The 12,897-nt window shown below is 73.7% G+C and carries 8 protein-coding genes and 1 tRNA gene; 6 read left to right on the top strand and 3 right to left on the bottom strand.

All coding sequences use genetic code 11. From position 1 onward, the window contains the following. Positions 1–111: 111 nt before the first annotated feature. Both ACFVGW_RS01060 and ACFVGW_RS01055 read left to right on the top strand, forming a co-directional pair. The gene (locus tag ACFVGW_RS01060) at positions 112–1,932 is read left to right on the top strand and encodes an ABC transporter ATP-binding protein (RefSeq protein ID WP_385850214.1); all 1,821 of its coding nucleotides are present in this window, start codon (positions 112–114) and stop codon (positions 1,930–1,932) included. A gap of 106 nt (positions 1,933–2,038) precedes the next feature. Continuing rightward, positions 2,039–2,881 carry a hypothetical protein gene (locus ACFVGW_RS01055; RefSeq protein WP_385850213.1) on the top strand — a complete coding sequence of 281 codons (843 nt, stop codon included), beginning with the start codon at positions 2,039–2,041 and terminating at the stop codon, positions 2,879–2,881. Positions 2,882–2,895: 14 nt separating this feature from the next. Here the strand turns inward: ACFVGW_RS01055 and ACFVGW_RS01050 are convergent. After that, positions 2,896–2,971 (bottom strand) — tRNA-Trp (locus tag ACFVGW_RS01050). 104 nt (positions 2,972–3,075) lie between these two features. Here ACFVGW_RS01050 and ACFVGW_RS01045 point away from each other — a divergent pair. From ACFVGW_RS01045 to ACFVGW_RS01030, 4 genes are all read left to right on the top strand, one after another. Then, a complete protein-coding gene (locus ACFVGW_RS01045; RefSeq protein ID WP_385850212.1) occupies positions 3,076–4,482 on the top strand; it encodes a hypothetical protein in 1,407 nt (468 codons plus the stop codon). Continuing rightward, positions 4,479–6,320, top strand: a complete 1,842-nt coding sequence (locus ACFVGW_RS01040) for an AAA family ATPase (RefSeq protein ID WP_385850211.1) — start codon at positions 4,479–4,481, stop codon at positions 6,318–6,320. Before ACFVGW_RS01045 ends, ACFVGW_RS01040 begins: the two co-directional genes overlap by 4 nt. A gap of 200 nt (positions 6,321–6,520) precedes the next feature. Then, positions 6,521–7,381, top strand: coding sequence for an alpha/beta hydrolase family protein (locus tag ACFVGW_RS01035; RefSeq protein WP_385850210.1), 861 nt, complete (start codon positions 6,521–6,523; stop codon positions 7,379–7,381). Positions 7,382–7,565: 184 nt separating this feature from the next. After that, positions 7,566–10,196 (top strand): LuxR C-terminal-related transcriptional regulator, encoded by a 2,631-nt coding sequence (locus ACFVGW_RS01030; protein WP_385850209.1) that lies wholly within the window; start codon positions 7,566–7,568, stop codon positions 10,194–10,196. Positions 10,197–10,228: 32 nt separating this feature from the next. Here ACFVGW_RS01030 and ACFVGW_RS01025 read toward each other — a convergent pair whose 3' ends face one another. Together ACFVGW_RS01025 and ACFVGW_RS01020 are read right to left on the bottom strand one after the other, a co-directional pair. Further along, entirely contained in the window at positions 10,229–11,518 is a 1,290-nt protein-coding gene (locus ACFVGW_RS01025) for a ribonuclease inhibitor (RefSeq protein WP_385850208.1), read from the bottom strand. Next, the gene (locus ACFVGW_RS01020; RefSeq protein WP_385850207.1) at positions 11,515–12,864 is read right to left on the bottom strand and encodes an SDR family NAD(P)-dependent oxidoreductase; all 1,350 of its coding nucleotides are present in this window, start codon (positions 12,862–12,864) and stop codon (positions 11,515–11,517) included. Before ACFVGW_RS01020 ends, ACFVGW_RS01025 begins: the two co-directional genes overlap by 4 nt. Positions 12,865–12,897 lie beyond the last annotated feature (33 nt).

The raw sequence follows: 12,897 nt of genomic DNA, 5'->3' as shown, positions 1-12,897 counted from the left end.
CTCATCCGTTTCCGGCTCCCACCAGCGCGAAGAAAATGCGTGGACCGCGCACGTGCCGACACGGAAGACTGACGTTTTGTCACCTGTCGGTCCGAGAGCACAGGGTTCGAGATGGGATCACCTGAATCGTCCGCAGGGTTACCGAGCAAGGGCTCGGTGCTCCTCGCGCTCCGCTACTACGGAAGGGAGCTGGCCCGGCTCCGCCGCATGACCGTGCCGGCCCTGCTGCTGCCGGCCCTCGGCAACATCGGCATCTTCTACATCGCGCCGCTCATCGTCGCCAAACTCGTCGGCCGCATCGCCGGGGACGGCGACGCCCCCACCGGAATCGGCCCGATGCTGCCGTACGTCCTCGGCTTCGCCGGCGTCCTGCTGCTCGCGGAGACCCTGTGGCGCATCGGCCTGCACTGTCTGAACCGCCTCGACGCCCGCGGCATCGAGAACCTGTACGTGATCGGCATGGACGAGCTGTACGCCAAGGACGCCGCGTTCTTCCACGACAACTTCGCCGGATCGCTGACCAAGCGGGTCCTCAGCTTCGCCTCCCGCTTCGAGGAGTTCGTCGACACGCTGACGTTCTCCGTCATGGGCAGCTTCGTGCCCCTGGCGTTCGCGTCCGTCGTGCTCTGGAGTTACGACCCGCTGCTCGTGGTCGGCCTGCTCACGCTGATCACGGTCACGGCGGTGTGCGTGACCCCGCTCATCCGTCGCCGCCAGGCGCTGGTCGCCCGGCGCGAACAGGCTATCGCCCGGGTCTCCGGCCATGTCGCCGACAGCCTCATGAACATGGACACCGTCCGGTCCTTCGCCGCCGAGGAACGCGAGGCGGCGGAGCACCGCTCGCGCGTCTCCGAGTCGCGACGGCTCACACTGCGCTCGTGGGACTACGGCAATCTGCGCATCGACACGCTCGTCGCGCCGATGTCCGTGCTCACCAACGTGCTGGGGCTGCTGCTCGCGGTCGGGCTCGGCGCGGGACAGCACGGCGTGGAGGCCGTCATCGTCGCCTTCACGTACTACGCCAACGCGACGCGGATCATGTTCGAGTTCAACCAGATCTACCGCCGGCTGGAGAGCTCCATGACGGAGGCCGCGCAGTTCACCGAACTGCTGCTCCAGCCGCCGACCGTGCGCGATCCCGCCTGCCCGGAGCCGCTCACGCCACGGGGCGCCGGCGTGTGCTTCGAGAAGGTCACCTTCGCCCACGCGGGGGCCGAGCCGCTCTTCGAGGGTCTCGACCTGGCCGTACCCGGCGGGGCGAAGATCGGCTTCGTCGGGCGCTCCGGCGGGGGCAAGACCACGCTCACCCGTCTGCTGCTGCGGATGTCGGACATCGACGGCGGCCGGATCACGATCGGAGGACAGGACATCAGCCGGCTGCGCCAGGCCGAGCTGCGCAGCCAGATCGCGTACGTACCGCAGGACCCGGCCATGTTCCACCGCACCCTGCGGGAGAACATCGCGTTCGCCAGGCCGGGCGCCACGGACGCAGAGATCCGGCGCGCCGCGGAGGCGGCGCACGTCACGGAGTTCGCGGACGCGCTCCCCGACGGCTTCGACACCATGGTGGGCGAGCGCGGCGTGAAGCTGTCGGGCGGGCAGCGCCAGCGGGTCGCCCTCGCCCGGGCGATCCTGCGCGACGCGCCGATCCTGCTGCTCGACGAGGCCACCAGCGCCCTGGACTCCGAGAGCGAGATCCTGGTCCAGGACGCGCTCTGGAAACTCATGGCGGGGCGCACGGCGCTCGTGGTCGCGCACCGGCTCAGCACGGTCGCCGGCATGGACCGGCTCGTCGTCCTCGACCGCGGCCGGATCGTCGAACAGGGCACGCACCAGGAGCTGCTCACGTTCGGCGGCGCCTACGCGAAGCTCTGGCAGCACCAGTCGGGCGGCTTCCTCGACGACACCCCCGCCCAGGCCGACCTGCACTGAGACCGTCGCACCGCGACCGGGCCGCGTCCGTGATTCCCGTACTCTGTGCCGACCTTGGCAAGATCGGGACGGACGCGGCCCGAGCGACACGAGAGGGGCGGGGGCCATGCATCAGAACCGCGACACGGACGGCGCGCTGGACGTGCTCGTCTCCCTGGCCGACCCGGAGGACGCGGGGCGGATACGGGAGCGGATCGGGGCGGCGGAGCCGCCGGGCACGCGGGAGCGGCAGCGCTGGCTCACCACGAGGCGCATCGCCTCCACCGAGCCGCGCACGTCCACCTGGCTCTGGATGCTGGAGGAGGACGACCCCGAGATCAACGAGATCGTGGTCCTCCTCGACTGCGGCCTGAACGGCGCACTGGAGCTGGCGGTCCTCGAAGGCGAGCCCTTCGGACCCGACGAGCACCGCCGTGTGCCCGTGACGAAGGCGCTGTCCGGCCGGCCCCGACCGGAGGCGGTGCGGCGGCTCCCCTCCGGCGAACTGCTCCCCGCCCTCCGTGCGGTGACGACCATGCGCCAGGGCCGGCGGGCCGCGAACGCCGTGACCCGCGGGGACTGGCCGAGGGTCGTCGAGGCGGACACCGCGGACCCGTTGCCCGGGTACGCGCGCTGGGCGCTCGCGCTGCGGCCCGACTGCCCCACGGCCCTGCGGGAACGCTTCTCCGACCACCCGAGCTACGCCCACCGGATGCGGACGGCCGGCATCGTCGAGAGCCCGGCCGCCTACGTCAGGGAGTGGCGATCCGCCCGCACGGTCCTCACCACTCTGGACACCGGCCGCTGGGCCTTCCCCACCCGCGTGCGGGAGGCCGAGGACGTGCTGCGGCCCCTGGTGCGCGGCTCGTTGGGGGCGAACGTCGAGGCGTGGGCCGTACTGGCGCAGCTGCTGCCCACCTTCACCGGGACCGTGCCGGAGCTGATCGTGACGGCGGGCGCGATCGCCTGACGCACCAGGAAGGGGGCGGGGCGGCTGGAGTCGAACCAGCGTGTCCCGGTTCTGGAGACCGGTGCGTCTGCCTCTGCGCTACGGCCCCGCCTTGCGGCCGATCCTAGAGCACGGGCAGCACCGAAACGCCTTCGCCCGTTGTCGGTGCCGCCTGATAGCAAGGGGGTGAGCACCGGAGAAGTGACGGGGGAGAGATGGTGTACGGGGAGCGCGGAGGACGGCCACGCCATGTGGTCGATCTGACGGACCGGCGCGCGCTGGAGCGGTGGCGGCCCGCCGACGAGACGGTGATCGCGGAGGCCCGGCGGCTGAAGGAGGCCGCGCTGCTGGACTTCGGGCTCTCCGGATCGGCGGTGGCCTCCTGGCTGTACGCCAAGTGCCGCCACCAGATACCGACCACGGCGGTGGACACCGCCGCGGTGGTGGCGAGCGGTGACGGCACCTGCCTGCTCGTCTACAACCCCGGGTTCTTCGTCTCCCTCGGGCTCGAAGGGGTGAGGTTCGTCCTCTTCCACGAGGCGCGGCACCTGATCCACCGGCATCTGTTCGTCGAACCGGAGCTGCGGAGCGATCCCGTCTTCACCCTGGCCGCCGAGGTCTCCATCAACCATGTGGCGATGGTCCGTCTCGGCGTGCCCGAGCTGCCGTCGCGTGACGGCGCACCGGTGGGCGTGGACCCGCGCGAGATTCACACCGCCTACCGCGAAGACCTGCGCGCCCACGGCCTGGAGCCCGTGGAGTACCGGGAGTTCATCGCCACGGACATGTCGGTGTACGGAGAGCTGAAGCGGATGGCGCACCCGCCCGTACCGGCCCCGGCGCTCTGCCCCCGGCTCTCCCACGACGGGATACCCACCGACCAGGAGACCGTCGACACGATCGCCTCCTCCGTGCTGCTCAACTCCCTGCTCGCGGCACGCCGGGGCCACACGGTGGCCGAGGCGGAGATCGGCGAACTGATGGACCGTACGGACGGGGCCTCCGACCGGGTGACCCGGATGTGGGGGCGGCTCGGCGCCGGGCTGCTGCGCGGGCAGACGCCCCGCACGGCGCGGGTGGACTGGTGGCAGCGCTGGCTGGTGGACGTCGTCGCGTCGAAGCTGCGCGACGGCGAGCGGCTGGTGTACCCGAAGAAGCGCGGTGCGCTGCTCGCCGCGCTCGGCCTCGACCCGACGCTGTCGCGGCGCGGCCCGGTGCGGGACAAGGTCCTCGTCATCGCGTACGACACCTCGGGGTCCATGCCGGACCACGTCGTCGGCTGGCTGACCGAACTCGTCGGCGGGATCGACGGGGTGGAGGCGCACTGGCTCTCCTTCGACGCGGTCGTGATGCCGTTCCGCCCCGGAGAGAGGGTGTACGGGGGCGGAGGCACGAGCTTCCAGGCCGTCGCCGACTACGTGGAGGGCCGCACGCTCGTCGACGGCCGGCCCTTCGAGGAGACCCCCGACGCCGTGGTGATGCTCACCGACGGGTACGCACCCCCGATCGTCCCGGCCGAGCCCGACAAGTGGATCTGGCTCATCACCGAGGGCGGCGACGACTGGCCCGACTCCCACACACCCGCGATGGCCTGCCATCGCGTCACGACAGGATCGACATGACCGCGTTCCATACCGTCCCGTGGCGGCCCAACGCCACCTACCCGCAGCCGCCCGAGGGCTGGACGGGCGTGTCGCGCCTCGAGGCCTTCATCGACGCGATGATCGACATGGGCCAGACCGGCCAGGTGTTCGGCGAGCACGGCATCGGCAAGACGGCGACCTTCTTCTCGCACGTTGCCGAGGCCTACCCGGACGCCGAGCTGGTCTTCGTCCCGGCCGCCAACCTCACCCCCGACGACCTGCTCGCCAACGCTCCCGTGCGGGACGAGGAGACGGGGCGGCTCGTGCTGCGGCAGCTGGTGATGAGCCAGTTGAAGCCGGGAAAGCCGTTCGTCCTGCTCATCGACGACTCCCTGCAGGCGGGGGAGTCGATCCAGTCGCAGCTCATGCAGATCGCCTGCAACTGGACGCTCGGAGGCTACGACCTCAGGGCCCTCGGCTGCATCGGCGTCTTCCTCACCGACAACGAGTCGCTCGCCGAGACCGCCGCCCGCCGCAGCGACCTGGCCATCCTGGACCGGATGGTCACCATCCGGATCACCGCCAACGACACGGCCTGGCGGTCGAAACTGGCGGCGAAGTACCGCGGCCGGGACCTCCGCGGAGTGTTCGGCGTGTGGGCGTCGCTGAGCCCCGCCCTGCGCGAACTCCTCTCGCCGCGCACCGTGGACCACATCCTCGCCAACGCGCAGGAGGGCTTCCCGCTGAGCTGGGGACTGCCCCTCGTCAACGGGGAGCGTCTGAGGCTCGCCGAACCGCGCCCCGACGGCAGCCCCGGCCCCAACCGGACCCAGGAGATCCTCGACCGGATCGCGCAGGCGCTCGGCGTGCCGAACCCGGCGCGGATCGCCGACCCCGTGCGCAGCGTGGTGCGGGCGGCCCTGCGCAACCGGTGGACCGTTCTGCTCCAGGGCCCGCCCGGCTGCGGCAAGACCGAACTCGTACGGCAGACGGTCCGGGAGGGCCTGGGCGGGCGGGAGCCGCTGTACTTCTCGCTGCCCGTCACGAACGTCGAGGACCTCTGCGCGCCGATCCCGACCTCCGACGGCTCGCTGGACAACCTGCTGGCCGCCGCCTTCACCGGCACGGAGCCGAAGGCGATCGTCTGGGACGAGTACAACCGGCCCAAGGACAAGGCCGCCTTCGCCAAGCTGATGGAGATCACGCAGGAGTGGTCCCTGGCCGGCGTGAGGATCGAGGGGCTGCGGGCGCAGGTCGCGGTGCAGAACCCGCCGTACCACCTGGGCCGCAAGCTCCTCGTGGCGCGGAACAACATCGCCCAGGCGACGCGGTTCACGGCCTCGCTGATCGTGCAGCCCGGGGACATCCCGGCCAACGAGTGGCTGATCGACACGTACGGCCCGGTCGCCGAGACGGTGCTCGACTGGTGGAAGCACGACATCGACGACGACGGCCGTGCCTGGATCACGAAGCGGACCATCGAGCGGCTGATCAAGCTCCATCAGCGCGGGCTGCCCCTGGAGATGGGCACCGTCTACCTCGGGGACGGCGAATACGCCCCGGTGTCGATGAGCGGTCTCGTCGACAGGCTGAACAACCGCCCGGTGACGGGGCTGCGGGAGATGGCCCGCCACCTGGAGGCGTGGGAGACACGGCTGCGGCGCGCGGCGGACGAGTCCTCCGAGGGCGGTGACGACAGTGACGTCGTGCACCAGGTCATCGCCAACGCCGAGCTGTCGCAGCTGAAGAAGCACCGCAAGGCCGTGACCCGGCTGGTCGCGCTGCTGCCTCCGAAGCTGCGGTCGACCTATCTGGTCGGCGCCTCGGAGGAGCATCAGCGGTTCTGGATCGAGGTGTTCGCCGCGATGCCGCGGTGACAGCCGCGTCAGGGCAGCACGGCCGGGGCGGCGAGCGCCGGGCCCACGGCGACGGGTGACCGGTCGTTTCGCCGATGCCTTCGTCCGCCGCCGCCCCGACAGTGGCCGAGCCGGTCGCTACCGGTGCGCCGGCCGATCCCCGGACCGGCGCCGAACGCCCCACGACATGACGCAACACGACACGAGAGGACGACTCCGTCGTGAAACGACACCTCGCCGCCGCCGCAGCCCTGTCATCCCTGGCCTTCCTGGTCGCCCCCGCCGCCGACGCCGCGGACAACCCCTACCAGCGCGGACCGGCGCCGACCGTGGCCTCCGTCGAGGCGGCGCGCGGCTCCTACGCCGTCTCCCAGACCAGCGTCTCCTCCCTCGTCGCCACCGGGTTCGGCGGCGGCACCATCTACTACCCGACGACGACGAGCGACGGCACGTTCGGCGCCGTCGTGATCTCGCCCGGCTACACCGCGTACGAGTCGTCGATCGCCTGGCTGGGACCGCGGCTGGCCTCGCAGGGCTTCGTCGTCTTCACCATCGACACCCTCACCACGCTCGACCAGCCGGACAGCCGCGGCCGCCAACTGCTCGCCGCCCTCGACCACCTGACCCAGCGCAGTTCCGTCCGCGCCCGCGTCGACGCCTCGCGCCTGGGCGTCATGGGCCACTCGATGGGCGGCGGCGGCACACTGGAGGCGGCCAAGAGCCGGCCCTCCCTGAAGGCCGCCATCCCGCTCACCGGCTGGAACACGGACAAGTCCTGGCCGGAGATCAGTACGCCGACCCTGGTCGTGGGCGCAGACGGCGACACCGTCGCCCCGGTCGCCACCCACTCGGAGCCGTTCTACGAGAGCCTGCCCGCGTCCCTGGACAAGGCGTACCTGGAGCTCAACGGCGCGACCCACTTCACTCCGAACAGCTCGAACACGACGATCGCGAAGTACAGCATCTCCTGGCTCAAGCGGTTCATCGACGACGACACCCGGTACGACCAGTTCCTCTGCCCGGTGCCACGGCCGAGCCTGACGATCGAGGAGTACCGGGGCACCTGCCCGCTCGGCTCCTGACAGCCGGGACCCGACCCCGCCGCGCGCCCGAGCGCGGGGCGGGGACGGGTGCGGGGCGGGGACGGGTGCGGGGCGGGTGCTGGGGCGACGCTTGTCCCCGGGCACAGCGGGCCTCCCGCAGGTGTGGGCCCGGGCCCAACACGTACCTCTTTCCACGGTCCTTACCCGCCAGTACCGTTACGGCGTGAGTGGAGCGACGAGAGCCGCCACTGCTCCGCGGCTGTACGACCGTACGTCCGAACTCGCCGCCGTGGCGGCGTTGTCGGCGCGCGCCGCCGACGGTTCCGGCGGTGTTCTGCTGGTCACGGCCGGCCCCGGGGCGGGCCGTACGGCACTGCTCGACCGTGCCGTACGGGACTGCGCGATCCGGGCGCACCGGGTGGGCGCGCCGAACGGCAACCGGGTGCCCTGGAGCGGAGTGCGGGCCCTCGTCTCCGCACTCGCCCCGACGCCCTCGGCCGCGCGCCGTGCCGTGCGGACGGCCCGCGGACCGGAGGGCGTGGCGGGGGCGCTGGCCGTCCTGCGCCCCGGGGAACCCCTGCTGCTCTGTGTGGACGACCACCATCTCTGGGACGCGCACTCGCGCACCGCACTCGACGCGGTGTGGCGCGCGGGGCCGGTCCCGTGGGCGTGGGTCGTCTCGTTCGCGGAGCACCACCGGCCGCCCGACGTGCCCGGCGCCCGACTGCTGCGGCTGGGGCGGCTGGGCGGACGGGGCGCCGACGCCCTGCTCGACGACGTGTGCCGGACGCCGCTCCCGGCCTCCGTACGCGCCCGGCTGCTCGACGAGGCCGCCGGGCACCCGGGCGTCCTGACGGCGATGGCCGCACACCTCTCCACGGCGGGTCTCCCCGCCGCGTCGCCGGAAGCCGGAGGCGGCGGCGCGGCCGGGAGGGTGACGGACGACGGGGTGCTCTCCGAGGTGTACCGAGGGCTGCTGGAGTCCTTGCCCGCCGAATGCGTGCGGGTGCTGACGCTGGTGGCGATCGCGGGCGAGCCGGACCCGGCAGCGGCCGGACCCGGCGCCGCACGCCCGGTCGGCGCCGACGCCGTCCTCGCGGTGGCACGCGCCGTGCGGGCCTCGCCCGAAGCGCTCGACCGGCTGGTCGCGTACGGGCTGCTCCGGGGGACGCGCGAGGCGCTCCGGTTCGAGGAGCCTCTCCTGCGGCGCGCCGTCCTCGGCACCGTACCGCCGTCTCGGCGCCGGGACCTGCGCGCCCTCCTCGCGCCGTCGGCTCCGTCAACCCCTCCCGCTTCGCCTGCCCCACCAGCCTCACTGGCCCTACCAGCCTCACCGGCCCCACCCGCCCCGGCGGACGCTGCGACCGCTCCCGCGTCCGCCCGCGTGGCGCGGGGGCGGGCCGAGCTGGAGCGCGGTCTGGCCGCGCTGGCCGACGGTCCGGCCGGCGACGCCCACCAGGTGCTGCTCCTCGCCGCCTCGCTGCTGTGCGAGGGCGCGCCGGAGGAGGCGGCCGACGCGCGGTTCCTCGCCATGGAGGCTGCCTGGGCCGCCGGTGACCCGGAGGCGTGCGCGACCGCGCTCGGCGGGGGCGACACCCTCCTTGCTCCCGCAACGGACGGGTGCGCCGACCCGGCCGAACGCGACTTCCGCGACGGGATGTGCGCCGCGCTGGCCGTCCGGCTGCACGAGGCACGCGCGCCACTGGCCCGCGTCGTGGCCCGCGACGGAGCGGCCGACGTACCGCGCCGGCTCCTGCGCGCCGGGGTCGCCGCCCTGGTGCTCGGGGACATGTCCTCCGCCGTACGCGTCCACGCCCGCGTGCTGGCCAAGGTACGGGCCGAGGGACGTACCGCACTGCTCCCGCGGGTCCTCGAGCACCTGGCGTACGCCGAGCTCAGGGCCGGCCTCCACGAACGCGCCGCCGCCCACGCCCGGGAAGGACTGCGCACGGCCGAACTCACGGGCCAGCGCAATGCGGCGGCCCACCAGCACGCCGTACTCGCCCTGGCGGCCTCGGTCTCGGGCGACCGGAGCGCGGTGACGGAACACGCAGGACGGGCGCTCCGGACCGCGAGGCCCAACGGACTCGTCCAGGCCATCACGCTCGCCGAGTGGTCCCTGGCCCGGGCCGAACTGGCCGACGGACTCGCCGCCCAGGCCGTGGCGCGCCTCGCCCCGCTCGTCGGCCAGGGCCCCCGCAGCGGCCACTTCGCCCTCAGGATGCTGGTCGTTCCCTGCTTCGTCGAAGCGGCCTGCGCGGCGGGCCGGGCGGCGGACGCCCGGGACGCGGCCGAGGAGTTCGCCGTCTGGGCCGGCCTGGGGGTCGACCCCCAGGCGCCCGCGCAACTGGCCCGCTGCCGTGCGCTGCTGGCCGGTGCGGACGACTCCGCGCACTGGTACGGGGAGGCGGTACGGCACCACGAGGAGACGGGCAACGACTTCGAGCGGGCGCGGACTCTGCTGGCCTACGGCAAGTGGCTGCGCAGGCGGAGGCGTCCGGTGGAGGCCAGGGGGCCCCTCAGCGACGCCCTCGTGACCTTCGAACGGGCGGCCGCCGGTGTCTGGGCCGACCAGGCGAGGGCGGAACTGCGCGCGACCGGCGGCGCCGTGGGCGGGACGGCCACGGCACCGCCGGATGCCGTGGGCGGGCTGACCCCTCAGCAGCAGCGCATCGCCGGCCTGGTGGCGGCGGGGGCGACGAACCGCGAGATCGCCGACCGGCTGTCGCTGAGCCCCCGCACGATCGACCACCATCTGCGGAACGTGTTCGCCCGGCTCGGCGTCCGCTCCCGCGTCGAACTCTCGGGACTCCTGGCCCGCGCCGCTCGGGACGCGCGCGGAACCGGACCGTGAACGGCCCGCGGGCCGTCGTCCGCGCCCGGACGTCAGTCGCCGCCGGGATCCGCCGGGTCCGCAGGGTCCGCCTGGTTTGCCTGGTCCGTCCCAGCCGGTGAGGCCGATGGGGCTGGTGGGGCCGTGCGGTGGACGCTGCGGACGGCGTCGACGTCCGCGGACACCGTCGGCCTCGGCAGGTGCGCGCTGAACGCGTCGAGCCGGCGCCGGACGCTGGTCGCGACGCCCTTGCCGAACACGAAGCGCGTCGCGGTGACCGCCCGCGGCGCGGCGTCGAGGAGCCGGTGCGCCTCGCGGCTGCGCAGACCGGTGTGGGCGAGGACGAGATGGGTCAGCCGGTGCTCGCGCGCCGCCAGCGTCTCGCCGATCGCGGTCGCGGCGGCCAGGTCGACGTGGTTGTCCGCCGCGCCGAGCGTGCCGGCGGCCCGGACACGGCCGAGGTCGAGCAGTTCGACGCCCGCGCCCGCCGCCGCGGCGACGAGCCGGGCGGCGGCCCCGGGCCCGATGCCGTTGCTGGCGACGGAGAGGCGGACCGTACGGCCGTACGGCGCGCGCTCCAGGGCGTCCGCGAGGAGCAGCGCACCGTCGTCGCCCAGCCGCGCGGCCGAGACGTACAGTTCGGCGACCGCCCCGGTGGACAGCAGTGCGGCGAGCGGTACGGCCCCGGCGCGGCCCAGCGGATTCCCGCCGGCGAAGAGCCGCTCGATCCGGCGGCCGGAGGCGGCCGCCGCGAGCAGCGCCTCGGCGAGAACGGCGAGTCCCGCGGGGTCGAGCCCGGTCTGCACGAGGTCGAGGGTGCGCAGACCGGACGCGGCGGCCACCAGATCGGCCGCAGCCCTGCCGCCCTGCGTACCCAGCGGGTTGCGCTTGAGCCAGACCCCGCTGACGACGTGCTCGGAGGCGCGCAGACTGTCGGCGATCCGGCAGGCACCGCCCGCGGTGATGCCGTTGCAGCCCAGGTAGAGGGTCTCGACGCCCGCGCCCACGGTCTTCTCCGCGACATCCGCCGCGCCCTCGTCACCGAGCCCGTCCGTGCCGAGGAGCAGATGGCGGACCCGGGCCGGTCCTGCCGTCTCGCCGAGGGCCTCGGCGATCAGTGCGGCGCCCTCGGGGCCGAGGGCCTGCTTGCACAGGTCGAGCCGTCCGTCGGGCATCGCCGTGCCCGCCGGGAAGTCGAGCCGCCGTTCGGCCGCCCCGCCTCCGCGCAGCCAGGCGATCAGCGGACCGAGGTCGGCGATCGACCGCGGCAGGACGTGAGGAACACCCGCGAAGGTGTCCCCACCACCCGGGGTGCCGTCTTCCGCGTTCTCCCGCCCGGTCACCACTCCGCCTCCCGGTAGTCCTTGAGGAAGACGCCGGACACCGGCGCGCCGGCCTCGCCGCGCACGATCGGGTCGTACACCCGCGCCGCCCCGTCCACGATGTCCAGCGGCGTACGGAACCCCTCGGCGGCGAGGCGGTTCTTCTTCGGCAGGGGGTTCTCGTCGGTGATCCAGCCGGTGTCGACGCTGCACATGTGGACACCCTGGGAGGCGAGTTCGGGCCCGCTGGTGCGCGTGAGCATGTTGAGCGCGGCCTTCGCCATGTTGGTGTGGGGATGACCGGCGGTCTTGCGCCGCGCCGCGAAACGGCCCTCCACGGCGGTCACGTTGACCACGTACCGGTTCGGCCGGGGCGAGGCGAGCAGCAGCGGCAGCAGCCGGTCCACGAGGAGCGCGGGCGCGAGCGCGTTGACGAGCTGGGTCTCCAGGAGCTCCGCCGGGTCCAGCGCGCCGATCCGTGCCGACCAGGAGTTCACCGGGGCATGGTCGGGCAGCAGGCCCGCCTCGTCCGCCTCGGCGAGCACCAGCGCGAGCGCGCCCTCTGCGGAAGGCGCCTCCAGGGTCCGGAGCGGGGCGTAGCCGGGTGCGGCCCAGGCGGCGCGGGGGAGCGCCGCCGTCTCGCCCGCGGCGAGCAGCGCGTAGGACTCCGGCGGGCGACGGACCGTCTGGGCGGCGTTGTTGACCAGGATGTCGAGCGGTTCGCCCTCCGCGCGGAGCCGTTCGCAGAGACCGAGGACCTGGCGCGGGTCGCGCAGGTCGACGGCGACGACCGTCAGCCGGTCGAGCCACGCCGCGCTGCCCGGCGCGGCCTCGAACCGGCGGAGCGTGTCGTGCGGGAAGCGCGAGGTCACCAGGAGTTCGACGCCGTCCCGGAGCATCATCAGCGCCAGCTGAAAGCCGATCTTGACCCGGCCGCCGGTGAGCAGGGCGCGGCGCCCGGTGAGATCGGTCGACAGCGCGCGGCGGGCGGTGTTGTCGGCGGCGCACTCGCGGCAGAGCGCGTGGTAGAACGCGTCGACCTCCCGGTAGTGGGCCTTGCAGACGTAGCAGCGCCGTGGCCGGTGGAAGACCCCGCCCCCGCCCGCGTGTTCGCGGCCCAGCGGGGCGTCCTCGCGGCGGGCGACGGCACCGGTGGCCGTGGCGGCCACGACCGTGGCGTCGGCCTCGCCGAGGGCGCCCCTGCGGGCCTTGCGGCGTCGGGTGCGGCCGTCACGGGCGAAGGACTCGGCGACCTGCTCGGCGCGGAGACGGACCGGATCGTCGACGGGCAGGGAGCGCAGCTTCCCGACCGTACGGTCGAAGGCGGCGAGCTCCTCGTCGCTGATCTCCTCGCCGGCCCGCGCCATGTCCGTCCCGCCCCGTTGTCCGTTCCGCCCTGT

Source organism: Streptomyces sp. NPDC127129, from assembly GCF_042671585.1.
GTDB lineage: Bacteria > Actinomycetota > Actinomycetes > Streptomycetales > Streptomycetaceae > Streptomyces.
Note: the sequence above shows the minus strand (reverse complement) of the source record. Positions and strands in the feature narration are given on the sequence as shown.

Bases quoted from the DNA above. Each gene is read 5' to 3' on its own strand.
- ACFVGW_RS01060 (WP_385850214.1), top strand. From the start codon at position 112: ATGGGATCACCTGAATCGTCCGCAGGGTTACCGAGCAAGGGCTCGGTG.
- ACFVGW_RS01055 (WP_385850213.1), top strand. From the start codon at position 2,039: ATGCATCAGAACCGCGACACGGACGGCGCGCTGGACGTGCTCGTCTCC.
- ACFVGW_RS01045 (WP_385850212.1), top strand. From the start codon at position 3,076: ATGGTGTACGGGGAGCGCGGAGGACGGCCACGCCATGTGGTCGATCTG.
- ACFVGW_RS01040 (WP_385850211.1), top strand. From the start codon at position 4,479: ATGACCGCGTTCCATACCGTCCCGTGGCGGCCCAACGCCACCTACCCG.
- ACFVGW_RS01020 (WP_385850207.1), bottom strand. From the start codon at position 12,864: ATGGCGCGGGCCGGCGAGGAGATCAGCGACGAGGAGCTCGCCGCCTTC.